This window comes from Bosea sp. NBC_00550 (assembly GCF_026020075.1).
Classification (GTDB): Bacteria; Pseudomonadota; Alphaproteobacteria; order Rhizobiales; family Beijerinckiaceae; genus Allobosea.
In genome coordinates, this window is sequence record NZ_CP102772.1 from 767,529 (window position 1) to 786,782 (window position 19,254).

Genomic DNA, 19,254 nt, shown 5'->3' on the forward strand with positions numbered 1-19,254 from the left:
GAAACCAAGATGACCGACGCCCGGCCCGCCGCGCTGAAGCAGACCTCCCTCAACACCGCGACGGCGGTGGAGATGATCGGCGTCAACAAGTGGTACGGCGAGTTCCACGTTCTTCGCGACATCAACCTTAAGGTCTCGCGCGGCGAGAAGCTGGTGATCTGCGGCCCGTCCGGTTCGGGCAAGTCGACGATGATCCGCTGCATCAACCGGCTGGAGGAACACCAGAAGGGCCAGATCATCGTCGACGGCACGGAGCTCACCAACGACCTGAAGAAGATCGACGAGATCCGCCGCGATGTCGGCATGGTCTTCCAGCACTTCAACCTGTTCCCGCATCTGACGATCCTGGAGAACCTGACGCTCGCTCCGATCTGGGTGCGCAAGATGCCCAAGAAGGACGCCGAGGAGATCGCGATGCACTATCTCAAGCGCGTCAAGATCCCCGAACAGGCCTTGAAGTACCCCGGCCAGCTCTCGGGCGGCCAGCAGCAGCGCGTGGCGATCGCCCGCTCGCTCTGCATGAGCCCGAAGATCATGCTGTTCGACGAGCCGACCTCGGCGCTCGACCCCGAAATGGTCAAGGAGGTGCTCGACACCATGGTCTCGCTGGCCGACGAGGGCATGACCATGCTCTGCGTCACCCACGAGATGGGCTTCGCCCGCCAGGTCGCCGACCGCGTCATCTTCATGGATGCCGGCCAGATCGTCGAGATGAACGAGCCCAACGAGTTCTTCAAGAACCCGCAGCACGAGCGCACCAAGCTCTTCCTCAGCCAGATTCTGCACTGAGACCAGATTCTGAACTGAGTCAAAGAAGCTTTCCAACGTTCAGGAGCGCGCCGGTTCTGCCGGCGCGCTCCTTCGCTTTTCCGGGGCGCCGCGGAAGCATCGCAAAGGATGTCCCTGCAGAAAAACCTCCGACGGCGGAACGCTTCCTTACGTGATGCGTTATCTGCGGGAACGGAGGATACGTCATGAAACGTCTTGTTCCTGCTATTGTCGCCGCTGTTCTGATGACGGGCGGCGCCTATGCTCAGTCGATCAATGTCGGCCCCGGCGGCGTCAGCGTCGACACGCGCTCGCCGCAAGAGCGGGCCATAGATCGCGACATGCGTCACGACCGCTATGAGCGGGCGCGCGAGCGCGAGTGGCGGCGCGCGAACTACCGCGGCGACGATTGCCGCACGGTCACGACCGAGCGGGAGACACCGCGCGGCATGGTGCGTCGCACGACGCGCGTCTGTGATTGAGTTGCGTCCAGAGTTGCTTACAGAGTTGCTTCGAGAAGCAGGTCCGGCCTGACTGATCGGACCAGCCGATAAAAAGCCCGCGGCGGAATACGCCGCGGGCTTTCTGTTGATCTGACGCGGGAGGCTTATTTGCCATCGCGCGCCTTCACGGCCTGGTCGGGGAAGTCCGAGAAGAGCCCGTCGATGCCGAGCGCGAAATAAGCCTTGTACTCCGCCCCGGCGTCTCCCTTGAAATCCGAAACCAGCCGCTTCGGCTCGCTGCGGAAGGTCCAGCTATGGACGAGGAGGCCGGCTGCATGGGCATCCTTGACCACGTTGGTCGGCGCGATCAGCGTGCGATCGCGCTCGTCGATGGCGCCGTCGCCGTTGAGGTCCTGCGGCTTGCCGTCGGCCCCGATCGTCTGCTTCGCGCCGAGCAGATAGGGCTTCCAGGGGCCGACACCGTCGGCATAGGTCGCGATTTCCTTGAGCCCTTCGGCGGAGAGCATGTCCTGGAAGCTGCGCTTGTCGCCGAGCACGGCGAAGTCGTAGGGACGGTCGAACGGCGCGGCGAGCGAGACCTTGCCGTCCTTGTCGACGCCGTCGCCATCGACGAGCTGGACGAGACGCAGCTGCGTCTTCTTGCGCAGATATTTGAGGTTGCCCGTTTCGAAGCTCTGGATGAACACCGGCGAGGTCTTCTCGGTCCAGCCGGCGGCCTTGAGCATGTCGAGGAGCTTGTCCTCGAAGGCGAGGCCGAGAGCCGCGTGATAGGTCGGATGCTTGGTCTCGGGATAGATGCCGATCGTGCGGCCGGTGCGGGCGCTCTCGGCCTTGGCGAGGTCGATGACCTCCTGGAAGGTCGGGATCTGGTACTTGCCGTTATGGGACTGGTCGCGGTCCGCGAAGGCCTGCTTGGCGCGCAGCGTCTTGATCTCGGCCGCCGTGAAGTCATTGGCGAACCAGTCCGCGGTGTCGACGCCGTCGACCTTGCGCGTGGTCTTGCGGCCGGCAAACTCCGGCCGGTCGGCGACGTCGGTGGTGCCGCTCAGCATCGGCTCGTGGCGCACGACCAGAACGCCGTCCTTGGTCGAGACCAGATCGGGCTCGATGAAATCCGCGCCCTGTTCGATCGCGAGCTTGTAGCCCTCGAGCGTGTGCTCGGGCAGGTAGCCGCTGGCGCCGCGGTGAGCGATGACGAGAGGCTTCTGGCCGGAGAGGGTGGGCGCCGGCTGGGCGATGGCCGCAAGCGGCTGCAAGGCCAGCGCGACGAAAAGCGATGTCGAGAGAAGGAACGTCTTTTTCATGGTTTGACCCCGGATCGCGGAAATACGCGCGAACTTAGGTCAGAGGCTGTGACAACGCCATGAAGGCCGGCATTCGGATTCTCTGCTTCGGGGGGCCCAAGCAGCTGACGATTGCCCGGGCCACGGAGTTGTCGCGGCCTGCCGGCATGAAAATACCCGCGCCGACGTGAGGGTCGATGCGGGCTTCACTGGATTGCAAACAGGCGCGTCGCAGGGGCGCCGCACTCTGGCGGCTTGCCTCTCGCGCCGGGCCGTATCAGCGGCGGTTCTCGAGGGTCGTCTTGGCGTCGAGGCGCTTGGAAGCCGGCGGGGTGAAGTCCGGCTGCGGCTGGGTCGCGCAGGCGGCGAGGCCGAGGGCGACAAGGCTCAGGATGACGATGCGGCTGGCGCTTTTCATATGTGGATACCCCAGAGACCGCGACATGCGGTTGCATCGTCTTTCCGCTTGTGAAACGACCGCGTCAAGAGCATGCCGCAGGAGCCCCCATGCCTCGGCGTCATGTTTGAACTGGTCGAAGCACAACCCACTCACCGCCTTGCGGCGCCGGCCGGAGCGGCCTGCGCCAGGAATGACGCATCATGACGCCAGCCGCCCGGATCAGCGCCGCCATCGAGGTGCTGCAGGACATCATCGAGCGCCGCCGCCCGGCGGCGGATGCGCTCAAGGATTGGGGCCTGTCGCGGCGCTTCGCCGGTTCCAAGGATCGCGCTGCCATCGCTTCGCTGGTCTATGACGCGCTGCGCCGCAAAGCCTCGTCCGGCTACGCGATGGCGTCGGAGGAGCCTCGCGCGCTGGTTCTCGGCATGCTGGCGGGCCTGCGTGGCCTGCCTCTGGCGGAAATCGGCGAGCTCTTCTCGGGTGAGAATCATGCTCCGGCCCCGCTGAATGCGGACGAGACGGCGCTTCTGACCGCTTTTACGGACGAGGGCGCTCCCGATTGGGTGCGCGCCGATGTCCCCGAATGGCTTTGGCCCTCCGTCGAGAGCGGTTTCGGCGAGGCGGCGGTGGCAGAAGGCCGCGCGCTGGCGTCCCGCGCGCCGATCGACCTGCGCGTCAACCGCCTCAAGGCGAGCCGCGACGCCGTGCTCGGAGACCTCGCCCATCTCCAGCCCGAGCCGGGCGCCTGGTCTCCCGACGCGCTGCGCTTCCAGCCGGGCCATGACGGGCGTGGCCCCTCGCTCCAGACCGAGCCCGGCTTCTTCGCCGGCGCGTTCGAAATCCAGGACGAGGGCTCGCAGTTGGTGACACTGCTCGCCGGGGCGCAGCCGGGGCAGACCGTGATCGACCTCTGCGCCGGGGCAGGGGGCAAGACGCTCGCGCTCGCTGCCCTCATGGCCAATCGCGGCAGCCTCTACGCCACCGATCTCGACAGCCGCCGGCTCGCGCCGTTGCATGACCGCGTGGCGCGCTCGGGCGCAGGCATCGTCGAGGTCCGCATCCCCCGTTCGCGCGGCCACGAGCCGTTCGCCGACATCGCCGGCCAGGCCGATCTCGTGCTGGTCGATGCGCCCTGCACCGGCTCCGGCACCTGGCGCCGCAATCCGGATGCGAAATGGCGCGTGCGCCCCGGCGCCCTTGCCGAGCGGATCAAGGACCAAGCCGAGGTGCTGGCTCGCGCCGCGAAGCTGGTTCGCCCCGGCGGCCGCATCGCCTACATCACCTGCTCGGTCCTGCCGGAGGAGAACGACGAGGCGATCCGCGCCTTTCTCGGCCGTCACCCCGGTTTCGCTTCCGTGGCGCCGATCGATGTGCTCAAGGGGGCGGAAAGCGACTTTTCCTTGCTGGCGCGCTTTGCCACGGAGTTCGGCCTCCAGCTCTCGCCAAGACGCAGCGGCACGGATGGTTTCTACCTGGCCTGCCTCCGGCGCGGGGATTGAGGCGGTTGCGGCCGTTGCGCGCGCCCGCGTGATCCATTAACGGGACGCGATGACGAGCGCTCAGCCCCATCACGACTCCATCCTCATCATCGATTTCGGCTCGCAGGTGACGCAGCTCATCGCGCGGCGCATCCGCGAGATCGGCGTCTACTGCGAGATCGCGCCATTCCAGTCGGCTAGTGAAGCGTTCGAGCGGCTGAAGCCCAAGGGCGTGATCTTCTCCGGGGGCCCGGCCTCGGTGCCGGACGAGGGCAGCCCTCGCGCCCCTGAAGCGGTCTTCAGCGCGAACATCCCGCTGATGGGCATCTGCTACGGTCAGCAGACCATGGCGCATCAGCTCGGCGGCAAGGTCGAGGGCGGGCATGCCGCCGAGTTCGGCCGCGCCGATGTCGAGATCCTCGCCCCTTCGGCACTCTTCGCCGGCGTCTGGGAGAAGGGCGCGCGCTATCCCGTCTGGATGAGCCATGGCGACCGCGTCACGCAGTTGCCGCAGGGCTTCTCGGTCAAGGCGACCTCGGAGAACGCCCCCTTCGCGGTGGCGAGCGACGAAGAGCGGCGCTTTTACACCACGATGTTCCACCCCGAGGTGGTGCACACTCCGGACGGCGGCAAGCTGCTGCGCAACTTCGTCGTCGATATCTGCGGCTGCAAGCCGGATTGGAGCATGTCGGCCTATCGCGCCGAGATGCAGAAGAAGATCAAGGATCAGGTCGGCACCGGCCGCGTCATCTGCGGCCTTTCCGGCGGCGTCGACTCGGCGGTGGCGGCGGTGCTGATCCACGAGGCGATCGGCGACCAGCTCACCTGCGTTTTCGTCGATCACGGCCTGATGCGGATGAACGAGGCCGAAGAGGTCGTCCGTCTGTTCAGGGATCACTACAACATCCCGCTCGTCCATGTTGAGGCGGAAGAGCTTTTCCTCTCCGAGCTGGCGAAATGCGGGGCCGACCCCGAGGCCAAGCGCAAGACCATCGGCCGCCTCTTCATCGAGGTCTTCGATGCCGAGGCCGCCAAGATCGGCGGCGCCGATTTCCTGGCACAGGGCACGCTCTATCCCGACGTGATCGAGAGCGTGTCCTTCTCCGGTGGCCCCTCGGTGACGATCAAAAGCCACCACAATGTCGGCGGCCTGCCCGAGCGCATGAAGATGAAGCTCGTCGAGCCGCTGCGCGAGCTCTTCAAGGACGAGGTTCGCGTGCTCGGCCGCGAGCTCGGCCTGCCCGAGGCCTTCGTCGGCCGCCACCCCTTCCCGGGGCCGGGCCTCGCCATCCGCTGCCCGGGCGAGATCACCAAGGAAAAGCTCGACATCCTGCGCAGGGCGGATGCGATCTATCTCGACGAGATCCGCAAGGCCGGCCTCTACGACGTGATCTGGCAGGCCTTCGCCGTGCTGCTGCCGGTGCGCACCGTCGGCGTGATGGGCGACTACCGCACTTACGATCACGTCTGCGCGCTGCGCGCCGTGACTTCGGTCGACGGCATGACGGCGGATTTCTACCCCTTCGACATGAACTTCCTTGGCCGCGCCGCGACCCGCATCATCAACGAGGTCAAGGGCATCAACCGCGTCGTCTACGACGTGACGAGCAAGCCGCCCGGCACGATCGAGTGGGAATGACCTAGGGGCCCAGCGGCCGGCGCCAACGATGCGGTCGGCAAGGGCGGGTGCGTCGACCTGCCCTTGTTGTTCGGTTTCGTCTCGATGTCCGGCGGATACCCGCCGGCCGGAAATGTCCGCCTCAGGGCGTCTTGTCGAGGAAGGCGCGGACCATCCTGGTCGTGGCTTCGGGGTTCTCTTCCATGATCCAGTGGCCTGAATCGGGCACGATTCCTTCGGTCACGTCGGTCGCCGCAGCGCGCATCACGGCCGCCATCGTCGGGCCGAACGACTTTTCGCCGCCGATCGCCAGGATCGGCATGGTGAGCTTGCCGCCGGCCGCGAGATAGGTGCGGTTGTCGATCGCGTCCTGATCGAAGGCGGCGAACTGGGCGAAGCCGGAATGCATCGCGCCGGGCAAGGCGTAAAGTTTGGCGTAATGCTCGCGCGAGGCCTCGGTGAAGCGGCTCGGCGTTGCCGAGAATTCGTTCCAGAAGCGGTCGAGATAGATGCGCTCGCGCCCCGCCACCAGCCGCTCCATATCCGGGCCGCCGAAGCGGAAGTGCCAGAGCAGCGGGTTCTTCAGGATCTCCTCCCAGGGACCGACGCCGGGAACTGGCGCGTCGATCAGGGCGAAGCGACGGACGCGCTGCGGATGCTGCGCGGCGAAGGCGAAGCCGACCATGTTGCCGATGTCATGCGTCACCAGGTCGGCGCGTTCGATCTTGAGCGCGTCGAGGACGCCCGCGACATCGCCGGCCTGCGTCTTCTTGTCGAAGCCGGAAGGTGGCTTGGAGGAGAGCCCCAGCCCGCGCAGATCGGGCACGACGACGGTATGATCGCGGGCGAGGTCGGCCGCCATCGGCGCCCACATGTCTCCTGTCTCGCCATAGCCATGGATCAGAACGACAGCCGGCCCGGAGCCGCCGACCCGGACATGGATCGTTGCACCGTTGGTCTCGATCGCCCGCGTCGTGAAAGAGGCCGGGAAAGCCGGTACCTGCGCCATCGCGGGCGCGCCGAGGGCGAGGGCTCCGAGAGCCAGAACGAACTTCAACATCGCAAGATCCCACCCATCGGGAGGGCGGTCGCCGCGACCGTCGCTTTCAGCCCCGTGGCTCTTTTCAGGTAAAGCTGTCGTAGTGTTCGGATTAGCCTGCTCCGAGTGGTTCTAGTTTCCAGGGAAACCGAACAATCCGGCATGGCGCGCCCGACTGGTTTCAAGGGACTCCGTCCTCCCAGGAGGGCCGGTCGCCGAATGCGGCTCGCAGATGAGCGGCTACCGCGCGCAGCTTCGCGGAAGGCAGCCGGCCTTCGGGATGCGCGAGGTAGATGAATTCCGGTGCCGGCAGGACGCCGACATCGACGACCGTAAGCCGGCCCTGCCGAATATCAGGCCCGGCGATGAAGAGCGGCAACAATGCGATGCCGAGGCCGGCAAGCGCGGCGTCGCGCATCATGTCGCCGTTGTTGACCCTGAGCCCGACCCGCGCGCGCACGATCTCGGCGCCTTGCGGCGTGGTGAAGCGCCAATCCGATGCGCCGCGGTTCGTATAGAAGATGCCCTTGTGCGCATCGAGCTCGGTCGTCGTCGCAGGCAGGCCGCAACGCGCTAGATAGTCGGCCGATGCCACCAGCACGCGGCGGCTCGGGGCCAGGCGCCAGACCATCAAGCGGGAATCCTCGATGGTTCCGTGCCGCACGACACCGTCATGGACGCCGGAAGCGATATCGACGCGACGGTCGTCGAGATCGAGCGTCAGTTCGATCCCGGGATTCGCGGCCAGAAACGGGTAGAGCGCGGGGCCCAGATGCATCCGACCGAAGGTGACCGGCGCCGCGATCCGCATCGGGCCGCTGAGCGTCCCGCGGCGTTCGGCGAGGTCCGTCGCCGCCTCCGACACCTCGCGCAGGATGCGACGGGCGCGTTCGAGGAAGGCGATGCCATCCTCCGTCACCGATATCCTGCGCGTCGTGCGATGCAGGAGCGCGGCTCCGAGGCTGCGTTCTAGTTCCGCCAGCCTTTCGCTGACAACCGATTTCGACAGCCGCAGCCGGCGCGCCGCCTCGCTGATCGAGCCTTCCTCGGCGACCGCCACGAAGCCCGCGATGCCGTCCAGCTTCATTGTTCGAGCTTTCCGGAAAATCGACCTGATGCTCGCAGCATAGCCGAACACGCTGCCCGCGCCATGTCGAAGTGACGATAGCTCGGATCGGCGGCGTCGTGCTTTCGCGCGAAGATTCTGCCCGCAGTCGTATTTACATGTTCATGTTTTGTTCTATGATGCCGCTTCTGCCATCTTTTCTGAAGGAGGCGACCATGGAACGGAGAATCTGGCTTCCAAGGCAGGCGAACTACTTCTTCGCGCTTCTGCCCAATCCCGTCGCGGCGGCTTCGGCCGACCATATGGCCTGCGCGCTGCGCAATTGGTTTAGCCTGTCGGGCCGTCCGCGCGGCACCGGCAAATATTCACGTTACGCTTTGGGGCTGGTCCGAGCATCGAGAGCCGGACGCCAAGGACTTTGCCTTGATGAATCGCGTTGCGTTGCGAGTCAGACAGAACGCTTTCAAGCTGCGGCTCGATGAAGTGGCGACCTTCGCGCAAAGCGCCGAAACACCCGCGCTCGTCATCACCGGCGGCGATAGCGTGATCGGAGCCGATAGGCTTCAGGACAAACTGGGGTGGGAGATGCGGGCAGAGGGCTTTCGCGGCCGGCGGTCTTCGGGCCGTCCGCATCTGACGCTGCTTTACGATCGCTTCTGGACCAAGACGTTCCGCGTGCAGCCGCTGAGCTGGCTTGTGACGGACTTTGCCCTGATCCGGAGCGTTCCGCTGCGCCCCTATGAGATTCTGGGCCGTTGGAACCTCGCCGGCGGGTGATCGTGCACTGCCGCAAGCCAGCCTTGCGGGATAGGGCCGGGCCGCCCCGTTGCTTTGGGCGCGCCCGGCTCTATCGTCCTGCGCCGACGCTCATCCGATTCAACCGGAGCACCTTATGGCCGACCTCTCCGCCTTCCCGATCACCAAGCGCTGGCCCGCCAGCCACCCCGAGCGCATCCAGCTCTATTCGCTGCCGACGCCCAATGGCGTGAAGGCCTCGATCGTGCTGGAAGAGCTGGGGCTGCCCTACGAGCCGCACCTCATCGACATCGGCAAGAACGAGACCTGGGGCCCGGAATTCCTCTCGCTCAATCCGAACGGCAAGATCCCTGCGATCATCGATCCCGATGGCCCGAACGGAAAGCCTCTCGGCCTGTGGGAGTCGGGCGCGATCCTGCTCTACCTCGCGGAAAAGACCGGCAAGCTCCTGCCGAAGGACCCCGGCCAGCGCTATGAGACCATCCAGTGGGTGTTCTTCCAGATGGCGGCGATCGGGCCGATGTTCGGCCAGCTCGGGTTCTTCCACAAGTTCGCCGGCCGCGAATACGAGGACAAGCGCCCGCGCGACCGCTACGCCAGCGAGAGCAAGCGCCTGCTCGGCGTGCTTGAGGAGAGGCTCGCCAGCCGCCCCTGGATCATGGGCGACGAATACACCATTGCCGATATCGCCATACTCGGCTGGGTGCGCAATCTCGTCGGCTTCTACGGCGCGGGCGAGCTCGTCGACTACGCGACGCTGACGCATGTGCCGATCTGGCTGGAGCGTTGCCTGGCGCGCCCGGCGGTGCAGCGCGGCCTCGACATCCCGAAGCGGCCGGCTTGAGGCGTTCGACGTGGCTATCACCATCTACGGCATCAAGAACTGCGACACGATGAAGAAGGCGCGCAGCTGGCTCGACGGCCATGGTGCGGCCTACGGCTTCCACGACTACAAGGCTGACGGGATCGACAAGGCCTCGCTCGAGCGCTGGGTCAAGGAACATGGCTGGGAGACGGTGCTGAACCGCGCCGGCACGACCTTCCGCGCGCTACCCGACGATCAGAAGCAAGGGCTCGATGCCGGCAAGGCCATCGCGCTGATGCTCGCCCAGCCCTCGATGATCAAGCGCCCTGTGCTCGACCTCGGCAAGGGCAAGACGATCGTCGGCTTCAAGCCGGAGATCTACGAGGCGGTGGCCTCGAAGGGCTGAGCCTGGATAATCGCCGTCATTCTCGGGCGGCGCGCAGCGTCGACCCGAGAATCTCATGCCGAATAGGGCTCAAGAGCCTCCGCGTCCTGAGATTCTCGGGTCAAGCCCGAGCATGACGGCGGGGAAAGGCCATCCGGCGTTCGGGTCTCTTCCCTAAACGCCGGCTCTGCTCTACCTCGCAGGCCATGACCGCTCCGTTCCAGCCCGCGCAGCCCGAAGCCGCTGCGACCACCGATTTCACCTTCTGCGTCGCCGCGCGCGATGGCGCCGCCCGCACCGGCGCGATCACCATGCCGCGCGGCGTCATCCGCACGCCCGCCTTCATGCCGGTCGGCACCGCCGCGACCGTGAAGGGGATGTATCCCGAGCAGGTGAGGGCGCTCGGCGCCGATGTCGTGCTCGGCAACACCTATCACCTGATGCTGCGCCCGGGCGCCGAGCGTGTCGCGCGGCTCGGCGGGCTGCACAGGTTCATGAACTGGCCGCATCCGATCTTGACCGATTCCGGCGGCTTCCAGGTGATGTCGCTGTCGCAACTCCGGAAGCTGACCGAGGAGGGCGTCACCTTCCGCTCCCATATCGACGGCTCCAAGCATATGCTCACGCCCGAGCGCTCGGTCGAGATTCAGAACCTGCTCGGCTCCGACATCGTCATGCAGCTCGACGAATGCGTCGCGCTGCCCTGCGAGGAGAAGGTCGCGGAAAAGGCGATGCGGCTCTCGCTGCGCTGGGCCGAGCGCTGCAAGGCGGCTTTCGGCGATCATCCCGGCCGGGCGCTGTTCGGCATCGTGCAGGGCGGGGACGTGCCGCATCTGCGCGTCGAGAGCGCGCGCGAGCTCACCGCCATGGACCTCAAGGGCTATGCCATCGGCGGGCTCGCTGTCGGCGAGCCGCAGGACGTCATGCTGGCGATGATCGAGACGGTCGAGCCGCATCTGCCGCAGGAGAAGCCGCGCTACCTCATGGGGGTCGGCACGCCCGACGACATCGTGAAATCGGTGGCGCGCGGCATCGACATGTTCGACTGCGTGATGCCGACGCGGGCCGGGCGCCACGGCCAGATCTTCACCCGCTTCGGCCGGATGAACCTCAAGAACGCCAAGCACGCCGAGGACCCGCGCCCGATCGACGAGCAGTCCTCCTGCCCGGCGGCCAACAATTGGTCGCGCGCCTATCTGCACCACCTCGTCAAGGCCGAGGAGATGCTCGGCAAGATGCTGCTGACCTGGGTGAACCTCGCCTATTATCAGGATCTGATGGCAGGCCTGCGAGCCGCCATCGCAGCCGGTCGCCTCGCAGATTTCATCGCCGAGACCAGGGAAGGCTGGGCGCGGGGCGAGACTGCTTGATAGCAGGGCTCGCTCTGCTGCCGATCAAGATGACCATCGCCGCCGCGGTGGTGGTGAGCTGTTCGCTGCTGGCCGAGCGCGCCGGGCCGCTCGTCGCGGCGATGATCGCGACATTGCCGATCTCGCTCGGGCCCGTCCTCGTCTTCCTGGCGCTGGACCATGACGCCGCGTTCATCGCGGCCAGCGCATTGGGCACGATGAACGCCAACGTCACCCATGCGAGTTTCGTGCTGAGCTATGTGGTTTTGGCACAGCGCCTGACGACGCTGCCTTCGCTCGCGATATCCCTGGCCGTCTGGGTTGCGGTGCTCCTGGCCGTGCGCTCGCTGAACCTGCAGGCGCTGCCGCTCGCCGTCCTAACGGTCTTTGCGTTCATTATCGTGCACCGGCTCGTGCGGCCCTATCTCGCCGTCCGTGCGGCCGGCCCGGTCACGCTATCGCGTTACGCCATCCCGCTGCGGGCCGCTTGCGTGGCCGCGCTCGTCGGCATCGTCACCGTCGCCGGCGAAAGGGTCGGTGCGGCCTGGGCCGGTGTCCTCGCCGGGTTGCCCATCGTCCTGTCCAGCCTGATCGTCATTCTCCAGCCGCGGGTCGGCGGACCGGCCGCGGCTGCGGTGATCGGCAGCGGAGCGCTCGGCCTGCTCGGCGTCGGGCTCGGGCTCGCCGTGGTGCACCTGATGGCGGTGCCGTTCGGGTCCTGGGCGGCCTTGGCGTCAGGCCTGGCCGTCTCGGTCGGCTGGAACGTGCTCGTGACCGGCCTTTCGCGGCGGCTTGCGCCATGAGGCGACGAACAGCCCGCTGATGATGAGCACGATCCCGATGAGCTGGAGCGAGGACGGAATCTCGCCGAGCACCGGGATCGCCAGCAGCGTGCCGGTAACGGGGATCAGCGGCGGGAAGCGTCCGACGACCGCCGGCCCCAGCACATGCGCCGCCCAGCCCCAGATCCACAGGCCGATGATGACGTTGATCACGCCCTGATAGAGCGCGTGCAGCGAGAGCACCCACCACGGCGCGATGTCGAAGCCGCGGAAGAAGAACAGGGCGTAGACCGGCAGCCAGGCGAGGGACAGGACAGAGACCACCGCCGCCGCGCGCAGGCCGTCGACCTTCCAGAGCTGGATCATCAGCGGATAGAAGCCCCAGAGCAGGCCGACGCCGAGGAACATCAAATCGCCGCGCAGCGTGCCGGCGCTCGCCCCCGTCGTGCCCGCAATGGCGAGGCAGGCGAGGCCGGCAAGCACGCCGCAGATGCCGACGATGAGATTGCGCGTCAGCACCGCGCCGAACAGCACCACCGAACCGACGATGCCGATCAGCGTCACCGTGCCCGGCCCGATCGTGGCGCCATGGGCCGCGGGCGCCAATGTGAGCCCCATCAGCATCAGGAACGTCATCGGGAAGCCGCTCGACAGCGCCAGCAACAGCCCGCGTCCCCAGCCGACGCCGCCACAGCTCGCAATCCCCGGTCGCAGGTACAGCGGCAGGAGCAGAATCCCGGCCGTCGCGAAGCGCAGCGCCAGCAGGTCATAGGGTGTGATGCCGTGCAGCACGGCGTGGCGGCTGATGACGAAATTCGAGCCGAAGATCACCACGCTGAGCAGCATGCCCGCCACGGCGAGCCGGCGTCGCCGGCGCTCCCTGTCGTGTGGCGCCGGAAGGCTAGCGATGCGTTGATCCATGAGGTCGCATAGCGTGGATCGCTGCAGTGCCGTTACGGGCTGATGCGCATGGCAGCCGCGCATGCGGCGGTAGACCGTAATTGCGCCGCGTTTCGGCCCCGCTGGCGCCCAGAGCGGGCGGCTTGCTTGCGTTGCAACACCAAATGGGCGCAGCCACCGGAGAGACAGCCGATGCCCGGCCACCCTTATTCCCCCAGGCCCGCCGCGATGGCGAGCCGCCTCGGCAACCATCTCCTGCTGTCGTTGGGAATCGCGACCGCGACCGCGATGCTCGCGGCGCTGCCGGGCCTCCTGTCCGGCGCTGCGACCAGGCACGAGGCTGTCGGTGCGCGGATCGAGCAGGCGATGATTCCGAAACTGGCGCTGCTGCGGGACGGCAAGATCACGGACCGCCTGGATGCGATGGACATCGCGGGCGGCGAGGATTCTGCGGCGAACCTGCAGATCACGCCGGCAGCCCTCGCGATGCCGATGTCGCTGACTTGGCCGGAGCGCAGCGAGTGGGCGCCGCCGCAATTCGCTGCACTCGCCAAGCCGCGTTCGGACGCGGGCGAGCGGACCAGACCGGCATCTCCGGCGCGCCGGAGCGCGCCGCCGTCGGAGCGCTACACGGCGATGGCCGGGCCGCTGGTGATCCTGCCTCCCGCTGCGGCATCGGCCATCGAAACGGTGCAGGCCATGGAATCGTCGCGCGACGATTCCTGGAGCCGGTACGTGGTCGCGCCGGCGACCAAGGTCGTCGACGCGGTTTCGGGGGCGGCCGGCAGCGTGCAGGCGGCCGGTTCCTGGGGCCTGTCCCAGACGACGAGCTTGCTGCCGCGCTGGTGAGGCGCGGCAGGAGAAGCGTCGGTCAGGCCAGCGCCTTCAGCGCAGCGCGGCCGGCATAGATCGCCTGCGCGCCCAGTTCTTCCTCGATGCGCAGCAGCTGGTTGTACTTCGCGGTCCGGTCGGAACGGGCCAGCGAGCCCGTCTTGATCTGCCCGCAATTGGTCGCGACCGCGAGATCGGCGATGGTCGAATCCTCGGTCTCGCCCGAGCGGTGCGACATCACGGCGGTGTAGCCGGCACGCTGCGCCATCTCGACGGCGGCGAGCGTCTCGGTGAGCGAGCCGATCTGGTTGACCTTGACCAGGATCGAGTTGGCGGTCTTGCCCTTGATGCCACGCGACAGGCGCTCGACATTGGTGACGAAGAGATCGTCGCCGACGAGCTGGCACTTCGAGCCGACGAGGTCGGTCAGCGCCTTCCAGCCTTCCCAGTCATCCTCGGACATGCCGTCCTCGATCGAGACGATCGGATAGTTGCCGACGAGCTTTGCGAGGTACTTGGCCTGCGCCTTCGGGTCGCGCGTCTTGCGCTCGCCTTCGTAGACGTAAGCGCCGTCCTTGAAGAACTCGGTCGCGGCGCAGTCGAGCGCGAGCGCGACGTCATCGCCCGGCTTGTAGCCGGCGGTCTCGATCGCCTGCATCACGAAGTCGAGCGCGGCCTCAGCCGACTTGATGTTCGGAGCGAAGCCGCCCTCGTCGCCGACATTGGTGTTGTGGCCGGCGTCGTGCAGCTTCTTCTTCAGGGTGTGGAATATCTCCGCGCCCATGCGCAGGCCTTCGGCGAAGGAGGTCGCGCCGATCGGCATGACCATGAATTCCTGGAAGTCGATCGGGTTGTCGGCATGGGCGCCGCCATTGACGATGTTCATCATCGGCACGGGCAGGACGCGGGCCGAGGTGCCGCCGACATAGCGGTAAAGCGGCAGGCCGGCGGCCTCCGCAGCTGCCTTGGCCACGGCGAGCGACACGCCGAGGATGGCGTTGGCACCGAGCTTGGACTTGTTCGGGGTGCCGTCGAGCTCGATCATGGTCTGGTCGATCGCGGTCTGGTCCTCGGCGTCCATCGCGACGATCGCCTCGGCGATGTCGACGTTGACCGCTTCGACGGCTTTGAGCACGCCCTTGCCGAGATAGCGGCTCTTGTCGCCGTCGCGCAGCTCGACGGCCTCATGCGCGCCGGTCGAGGCACCGGAGGGAACTGCCGCGCGGCCCATCGAGCCGTCCTCGAGCACGACATCGACCTCGACAGTCGGATTGCCGCGGGAATCCAGGATCTGGCGTCCGATGATGTCGATGATCGCGGTCATAGCAGGCTCCGGAGGGGAGGTGGGTGAGACGACTGACGCGCTTCTAGCCAACAGCCTGTCGTTGCGAAAGCCCCGATCCGCATCCGGCGAGCATGAAGCGGTCGGTGTTTGGGAGGGAGGGCCGTGAGTGCCCGCACGCGTTCGATGCTAACCGGCCCCAGGCTGGTCCACGGATTGCGGACAGGCAGGTGAACGCCGCGCCGTATTCCTTCGAGAAACGAAAATGTTCCAGAATCTGTCCAGTCGCCGCCGACCGTCGCTGCTCGCCGTTCTGTTCTGGTGCAGCCTGACCTTTCTCTGGTGGACAGGGCTGTGCCTGTTCGTCGGTCGTCCGATCTGGTTCTGGTAATCGGCCGGGGGCCTATTCCTCGTCGCCAGGCATGCCCAGGTAACTGCCGAGCATGAAGCCGCTCTGCAGGGCGAACAGATAGCCGATCCACAAGAGGACGCTGAAAAGGCCGAGTTCCCCGCGGATCAGCCAAACCGGAAAGATGACGAAGGTCACAAGCGTGCTGGCGCCGACGATCGCCGGATATCCGTATGAAAGACCGATCAACAGTCCGATCAAGAACAATATGCCTGCAATTATCATAGAATTGTAGTGATCGGCCGCCCAATAACAACGTTGAGCTATAATGTGATCTACGTCGAAGCAAGGAAGGGTGTGGACATTCGATAAACTTGATCGAATTGACGCCGGCCTATGCTTTGAAATCCCGTGAGCGCGATCTTCGCCGGCAATGCCCTTTCGGCAGCCGATGGCTTCCCCCTTCCGCGAAAGATGCGCTACAGGCTCCGGCAAACTTCAGGAGCATGTCCCATGGCCATCGACGCCTCGACCTTGCAGCTCGGCCAGAGCAGCAGCTTGCCCGCCTCGCCCGAGGAGGCACGGCTCGACCGCGTGCCCAATCCCCATGCCGGCACGCGCTATCTCACGCGCTTCACCTGTCCGGAATTCACGTCGATCTGCCCGGTCACGGGGCAGCCGGACTTCGGCATCCTCGTCATCGACTATCTGCCGGGCCAGTGGCTGGTCGAGTCGAAGTCGCTGAAGCTCTATCTCGGCGCCTTCCGCAACCACGGCGCCTTCCATGAGGACTGCACCGTCTCGATCGGCAAGACGCTGGTCGATCTGCTCGAGCCGGAATGGTTCCGCATCGGCGGCTACTGGTATCCGCGTGGCGGCATCCCGATCGACGTGTTCTGGCAGACCGGTGAGCCGCCGAAGGGCCTCTGGCTGCCGGACCAGGGTGTCGCGCCCTATCGCGGGCGCTGACCAACCTTCTAGGTACGCGAGCCGAGCGGCGGGAGAAGGCGGGGCGTCACGAAGCCGAGCACGCCGATCCCGATGCCGAAGACGATGAGTGCCTGCTGGGTCCCGATGAGATTCAGCAGCGCACCCATGACCAATGGGCCGGTTGCGTGTCCCATGAAGAAGAAGCACGCGAACAGGGCCATGGCCGAGCCGCGGGCCGTCGGCGCGAGTTCGGTCGCCTGCGCCTGGAACGTGCCGTGAATCAGGAAGAAGCCGAAGCCCATCAGGAGGAAGACGCCGATGGCGGTCCACCAGGGCGCGGGCAGGGTGAAGGCGAAGTAGGCAAGCGCCACGGCAAGGCCGCCATATCGCATCATCTGCCGCGGCCCGACCCGCTCGACCAGGATGCGGGTCAGCACGCCATAGACGAGGCCTCCGAGCCCCATCGCACCGATTGCGATGCCGGCCTGCGAGGGGCTGGCGTCCGAGCGCTCGTGCAGGATGGCGGCGATGAACGGCGACAGCCCGAAGACGAGCGAGCCTTCCAGCAGGACGAACAGGTAGAGCAGCTTGCTGCGCGGATTGGCGAAGACCGCCTTGTAGCTCACGACCGCGCCGGCGAGGCTGAGCGGCGGGCGGGCCGCATCGGGCCGCGGCTTCAGCACCAGCCTGACCACGAGTGCGCCGCCGCCGGCGAGCACACCGGCGACCAACAGCACGGCCCGCCAGCCGACATGATCGGCGACGAGGCCGGAGAAGGTAGCGCCCGCCATCTGTCCGATGATCATGATAACGAGGAAACGGCCGAGCATGATCTGCCGCTCGGCCATCGGCGCGCGATCCCCGATCGCCGCCATCGCCGCCGGGATGACGCCGCCCGCCATCACGCCGCCGGCAGCGCGCAGGATGAGCAGGACCCAGAAGCTCGTGGCGAAAGCCGCTAGCACCGACAGCACGCAGAGTAAGGCGAGGCAGGTCGAGATGCTGCGCAGCTTTCCGACCGAGTCGGCGATCGGCCCGAGGAAGGGTTGGCCGAGCGCGTAGCAGCCGGAGAAAGCCGTCGCCAGGAATGCGATCTGGTGCACGCTCTGGCCGAACTCGAAGGCGAGCGTCGGCACCAGCGGGTCGATCAGCCGCATCGTGAACGTCGATGCGAATCCACATAGCCCGAGGACCGGGATCAGGGCACCGAGATCGGACCTGGACGCCGGCGCGGGCTCAGACATAGGCGACGGCTGGGGCCGGGCGGTTCTTGGCGAGGCGGTCGAACCCCTGCAGCTCGGCGATGAGGCCGTGGAACTCGGAGAGCGGCACCATGTTCGGGCCATCCGAAGGCGCGCGGTCGGGGTCGGGATGCGTTTCGATGAAGAGACCGGCGACGCCGACGGCGACCGCCGCGCGCGACAGCACCGGCACGAACTCGCGCTGTCCGCCCGTCGAGGCTCCCTTGCCGCCCGGCTGCTGCACGGAGTGCGTGGCGTCGAAGATCACGGGTGCGCCGATCTCCGCCATGATCGGCAGCGCGCGCATGTCGGTGACCAGCGTGTTGTAGCCGAAGGAGGCACCTCGCTCGGTCAGCATGACATTGGAGTTGCCGCTTTCGGTCACCTTCGCCGCGACATTGACCATGTCCCAGGGTGCCAGGAACTGGCCCTTCTTGACGTTGACGACGCGGCCGGTCTGGGCCGCCGCTACGAGCAGGTCGGTCTGGCGGCAGAGAAAGGCCGGAATCTGCAGGATGTCGACGACCTCCGCCACCGGGGCGCATTGGGCGGCGTCATGCACGTCGGTCACGACGGGGAGCCCCGTGCGCGCGCGGATTTCGGCGAAGACGGGCAAGGCGGCTTTCATCCCCATGCCGCGGGCGCCCCTGACGCTGGTGCGGTTCGCCTTGTCGAAGGAGGCCTTGAAGACGAGTCCGATGTTGAGAGCGGTCGCGATGTCCTTCAGCGCCAGGGCGCATTCCAGCGCATGGTCGCGGCTTTCCATCTGGCAGGGACCGGCGATCAGGGCGAGCGGCAGGGCATTGCCGAAGCGCACGGGCCGGGCGAGATCCTCGCCGATGGTGACGACGGCGTTGGGGGTCATGGCGATTTCCTTCATCCAGCGGCCCGAGGGGCTTATGTCCGGCGGGTACGATGGGTCAAGCGGCGGGGCGCTTGGCTGCCATGTCGCGAAGAGTTGGGTGCAGGAGGCGGGAACGGGCTGGCGAAGCGGCGGAGAGGTCTGTAAATTCGCAAGCGAAGCACTATCTCGGGTGGGAACGCAGGATCGATTTGGACCGGGTTTCGGCAGGCATGGCGCGGACGGGGACGATGCAGGCAGGCAAGGACACAGCAATGCGAGCCGATCCGACATCGCCCGTGCGGGCGGGTTCGGGCGGGCTTGTCATGGCTGATCGTCCCAAGCGCGCCGGACCGCCTGTCGATGGCGGGCGCGACGGCACAGGCACCGCGGTGCTGACCCGCACCCGCACACGCAAGCCGAACCTCTATCGTGTCCTGCTGTTGAACGACGATTACACCCCCATGGAGTTCGTCGTTCACGTTCTGGAGCGGTTCTTCAACAAGGACCGCGCCGAAGCGACGCATATCATGATGCATGTGCATCAGAACGGCGTCGGCGAATGCGGCGTCTTCACCTACGAGGTCGCCGAGACCAAGGTTACGCTCGTCATGGATCTTGCACGCAAGCACATGCATCCGCTGCAATGCGTGATGGAGAAAAAGTAGCCTTGGGTCCGATCGCACA

General features: G+C 66.5%; 22 protein-coding genes. 13 read left to right on the top strand and 9 right to left on the bottom strand.

What is annotated here, in order from left to right:
• The first annotated feature begins 72 nt into the window (after positions 1-72).
• Together NWE53_RS03670 and NWE53_RS03675 are read left to right on the top strand one after the other, a co-directional pair.
• Entirely contained in the window at positions 73-789 is a 717-nt protein-coding gene (locus tag NWE53_RS03670; RefSeq protein WP_057193382.1) for an amino acid ABC transporter ATP-binding protein, read from the top strand.
• Positions 790-974: 185 nt separating this feature from the next.
• Positions 975-1,250: a hypothetical protein gene (locus NWE53_RS03675; protein ID WP_265053026.1), complete on the top strand. Its 276-nt coding sequence runs from the start codon at positions 975-977 to the stop codon at positions 1,248-1,250.
• A 125-nt stretch (positions 1,251-1,375) separates the two neighbouring features.
• Here the strand turns inward: NWE53_RS03675 and NWE53_RS03680 are convergent, their stop codons facing one another.
• Positions 1,376-2,536, bottom strand: coding sequence for a glycerophosphodiester phosphodiesterase (locus NWE53_RS03680; RefSeq protein WP_265053027.1), 1,161 nt, complete (start codon positions 2,534-2,536; stop codon positions 1,376-1,378).
• A 256-nt stretch (positions 2,537-2,792) separates the two neighbouring features.
• Positions 2,793-2,933, bottom strand: coding sequence for a hypothetical protein (locus NWE53_RS03685; RefSeq protein WP_265053028.1), 141 nt, complete (start codon positions 2,931-2,933; stop codon positions 2,793-2,795).
• A gap of 182 nt (positions 2,934-3,115) precedes the next feature.
• Between NWE53_RS03685 and NWE53_RS03690 the strand changes: the two genes are divergently transcribed.
• The gene (locus tag NWE53_RS03690) at positions 3,116-4,414 is read left to right on the top strand and encodes an RsmB/NOP family class I SAM-dependent RNA methyltransferase (RefSeq protein WP_265053029.1); all 1,299 of its coding nucleotides are present in this window, start codon (positions 3,116-3,118) and stop codon (positions 4,412-4,414) included.
• 49 nt (positions 4,415-4,463) lie between these two features.
• On the top strand, positions 4,464-6,032 hold the full coding sequence (gene guaA / locus NWE53_RS03695) for a glutamine-hydrolyzing GMP synthase (RefSeq protein ID WP_265053030.1): 1,569 nt from the start codon (positions 4,464-4,466) through the stop codon (positions 6,030-6,032).
• A gap of 121 nt (positions 6,033-6,153) precedes the next feature.
• On the opposite strand, the gene NWE53_RS03700 is transcribed toward guaA, so the two are convergent.
• On the bottom strand, positions 6,154-7,071 hold the full coding sequence (locus NWE53_RS03700) for an alpha/beta fold hydrolase (RefSeq protein WP_265053031.1): 918 nt from the start codon (positions 7,069-7,071) through the stop codon (positions 6,154-6,156).
• A gap of 160 nt (positions 7,072-7,231) precedes the next feature.
• Complete coding sequence (locus NWE53_RS03705; RefSeq protein ID WP_265053032.1) at positions 7,232-8,137, bottom strand: LysR family transcriptional regulator; 906 nt, start codon at positions 8,135-8,137, stop codon at positions 7,232-7,234.
• A 405-nt stretch (positions 8,138-8,542) separates the two neighbouring features.
• Between NWE53_RS03705 and NWE53_RS03710 the strand changes: the two genes are divergently transcribed.
• The 5 genes from NWE53_RS03710 to NWE53_RS03730 all read left to right on the top strand — a co-directional run bounded on the left by NWE53_RS03710 (position 8,543) and on the right by NWE53_RS03730 (position 12,214).
• Entirely contained in the window at positions 8,543-8,893 is a 351-nt protein-coding gene (locus NWE53_RS03710) for a 2'-5' RNA ligase family protein (protein WP_265053033.1), read from the top strand.
• Positions 8,894-9,008: 115 nt separating this feature from the next.
• Positions 9,009-9,716 carry a glutathione S-transferase N-terminal domain-containing protein gene (locus tag NWE53_RS03715; protein ID WP_265053034.1) on the top strand — a complete coding sequence of 236 codons (708 nt, stop codon included), beginning with the start codon at positions 9,009-9,011 and terminating at the stop codon, positions 9,714-9,716.
• Between the two features lie 10 nt (positions 9,717-9,726).
• Positions 9,727-10,083, top strand: a complete 357-nt coding sequence (locus NWE53_RS03720) for an ArsC family reductase (protein WP_265053035.1) — start codon at positions 9,727-9,729, stop codon at positions 10,081-10,083.
• Positions 10,084-10,268: 185 nt separating this feature from the next.
• A complete protein-coding gene (gene tgt, locus NWE53_RS03725; protein WP_265053036.1) occupies positions 10,269-11,432 on the top strand; it encodes a tRNA guanosine(34) transglycosylase Tgt in 1,164 nt (387 codons plus the stop codon).
• Entirely contained in the window at positions 11,429-12,214 is a 786-nt protein-coding gene (locus NWE53_RS03730; protein WP_265053037.1) for a hypothetical protein, read from the top strand. The genes tgt and NWE53_RS03730 overlap by 4 nt, the downstream gene beginning before the upstream one ends.
• Here NWE53_RS03730 and NWE53_RS03735 read toward each other — a convergent pair.
• On the bottom strand, positions 12,146-13,114 hold the full coding sequence (locus NWE53_RS03735) for a DMT family transporter (RefSeq protein ID WP_265053038.1): 969 nt from the start codon (positions 13,112-13,114) through the stop codon (positions 12,146-12,148). The genes NWE53_RS03730 and NWE53_RS03735 overlap by 69 nt on opposite strands.
• A 171-nt stretch (positions 13,115-13,285) precedes the next feature.
• Here NWE53_RS03735 and NWE53_RS03740 point away from each other — a divergent pair, with 171 nt between their 5' ends.
• Positions 13,286-13,942 carry a hypothetical protein gene (locus NWE53_RS03740; RefSeq protein WP_265053039.1) on the top strand — a complete coding sequence of 219 codons (657 nt, stop codon included), beginning with the start codon at positions 13,286-13,288 and terminating at the stop codon, positions 13,940-13,942.
• Positions 13,943-13,964: 22 nt separating this feature from the next.
• Here NWE53_RS03740 and eno read toward each other — a convergent pair whose 3' ends face one another.
• Entirely contained in the window at positions 13,965-15,248 is a 1,284-nt protein-coding gene (gene eno / locus NWE53_RS03745; RefSeq protein ID WP_265053040.1) for a phosphopyruvate hydratase, read from the bottom strand.
• Between the two features lie 223 nt (positions 15,249-15,471).
• Here eno and NWE53_RS03750 point away from each other — a divergent pair, with 223 nt between their 5' ends.
• Complete coding sequence (locus NWE53_RS03750; protein WP_265053041.1) at positions 15,472-15,597, top strand: hypothetical protein; 126 nt, start codon at positions 15,472-15,474, stop codon at positions 15,595-15,597.
• 12 nt (positions 15,598-15,609) lie between these two features.
• On the opposite strand, the gene NWE53_RS03755 is transcribed toward NWE53_RS03750, so the two are convergent.
• Positions 15,610-15,816 carry a hypothetical protein gene (locus tag NWE53_RS03755; protein WP_265053042.1) on the bottom strand — a complete coding sequence of 69 codons (207 nt, stop codon included), beginning with the start codon at positions 15,814-15,816 and terminating at the stop codon, positions 15,610-15,612.
• A 252-nt stretch (positions 15,817-16,068) separates the two neighbouring features.
• On the opposite strand from NWE53_RS03755, the gene queF reads away from it, so the two are divergent.
• Entirely contained in the window at positions 16,069-16,524 is a 456-nt protein-coding gene (queF, locus tag NWE53_RS03760) for a preQ(1) synthase (RefSeq protein WP_265053043.1), read from the top strand.
• 8 nt (positions 16,525-16,532) lie between these two features.
• On the opposite strand, the gene NWE53_RS03765 is transcribed toward queF, so the two are convergent.
• Both NWE53_RS03765 and kdsA read right to left on the bottom strand, forming a co-directional pair.
• A complete protein-coding gene (locus tag NWE53_RS03765; RefSeq protein WP_320109549.1) occupies positions 16,533-17,831 on the bottom strand; it encodes an MFS transporter in 1,299 nt (432 codons plus the stop codon).
• A complete protein-coding gene (gene kdsA, locus NWE53_RS03770; RefSeq protein ID WP_265053045.1) occupies positions 17,722-18,591 on the bottom strand; it encodes a 3-deoxy-8-phosphooctulonate synthase in 870 nt (289 codons plus the stop codon). The genes NWE53_RS03765 and kdsA overlap by 110 nt, the downstream gene beginning before the upstream one ends.
• Positions 18,592-18,893: 302 nt before the next feature.
• On the opposite strand from kdsA, the gene clpS reads away from it, so the two are divergent.
• A complete protein-coding gene (gene clpS, locus NWE53_RS03775) occupies positions 18,894-19,235 on the top strand; it encodes an ATP-dependent Clp protease adapter ClpS (RefSeq protein ID WP_265054809.1) in 342 nt (113 codons plus the stop codon).
• Positions 19,236-19,254 lie beyond the last annotated feature (19 nt).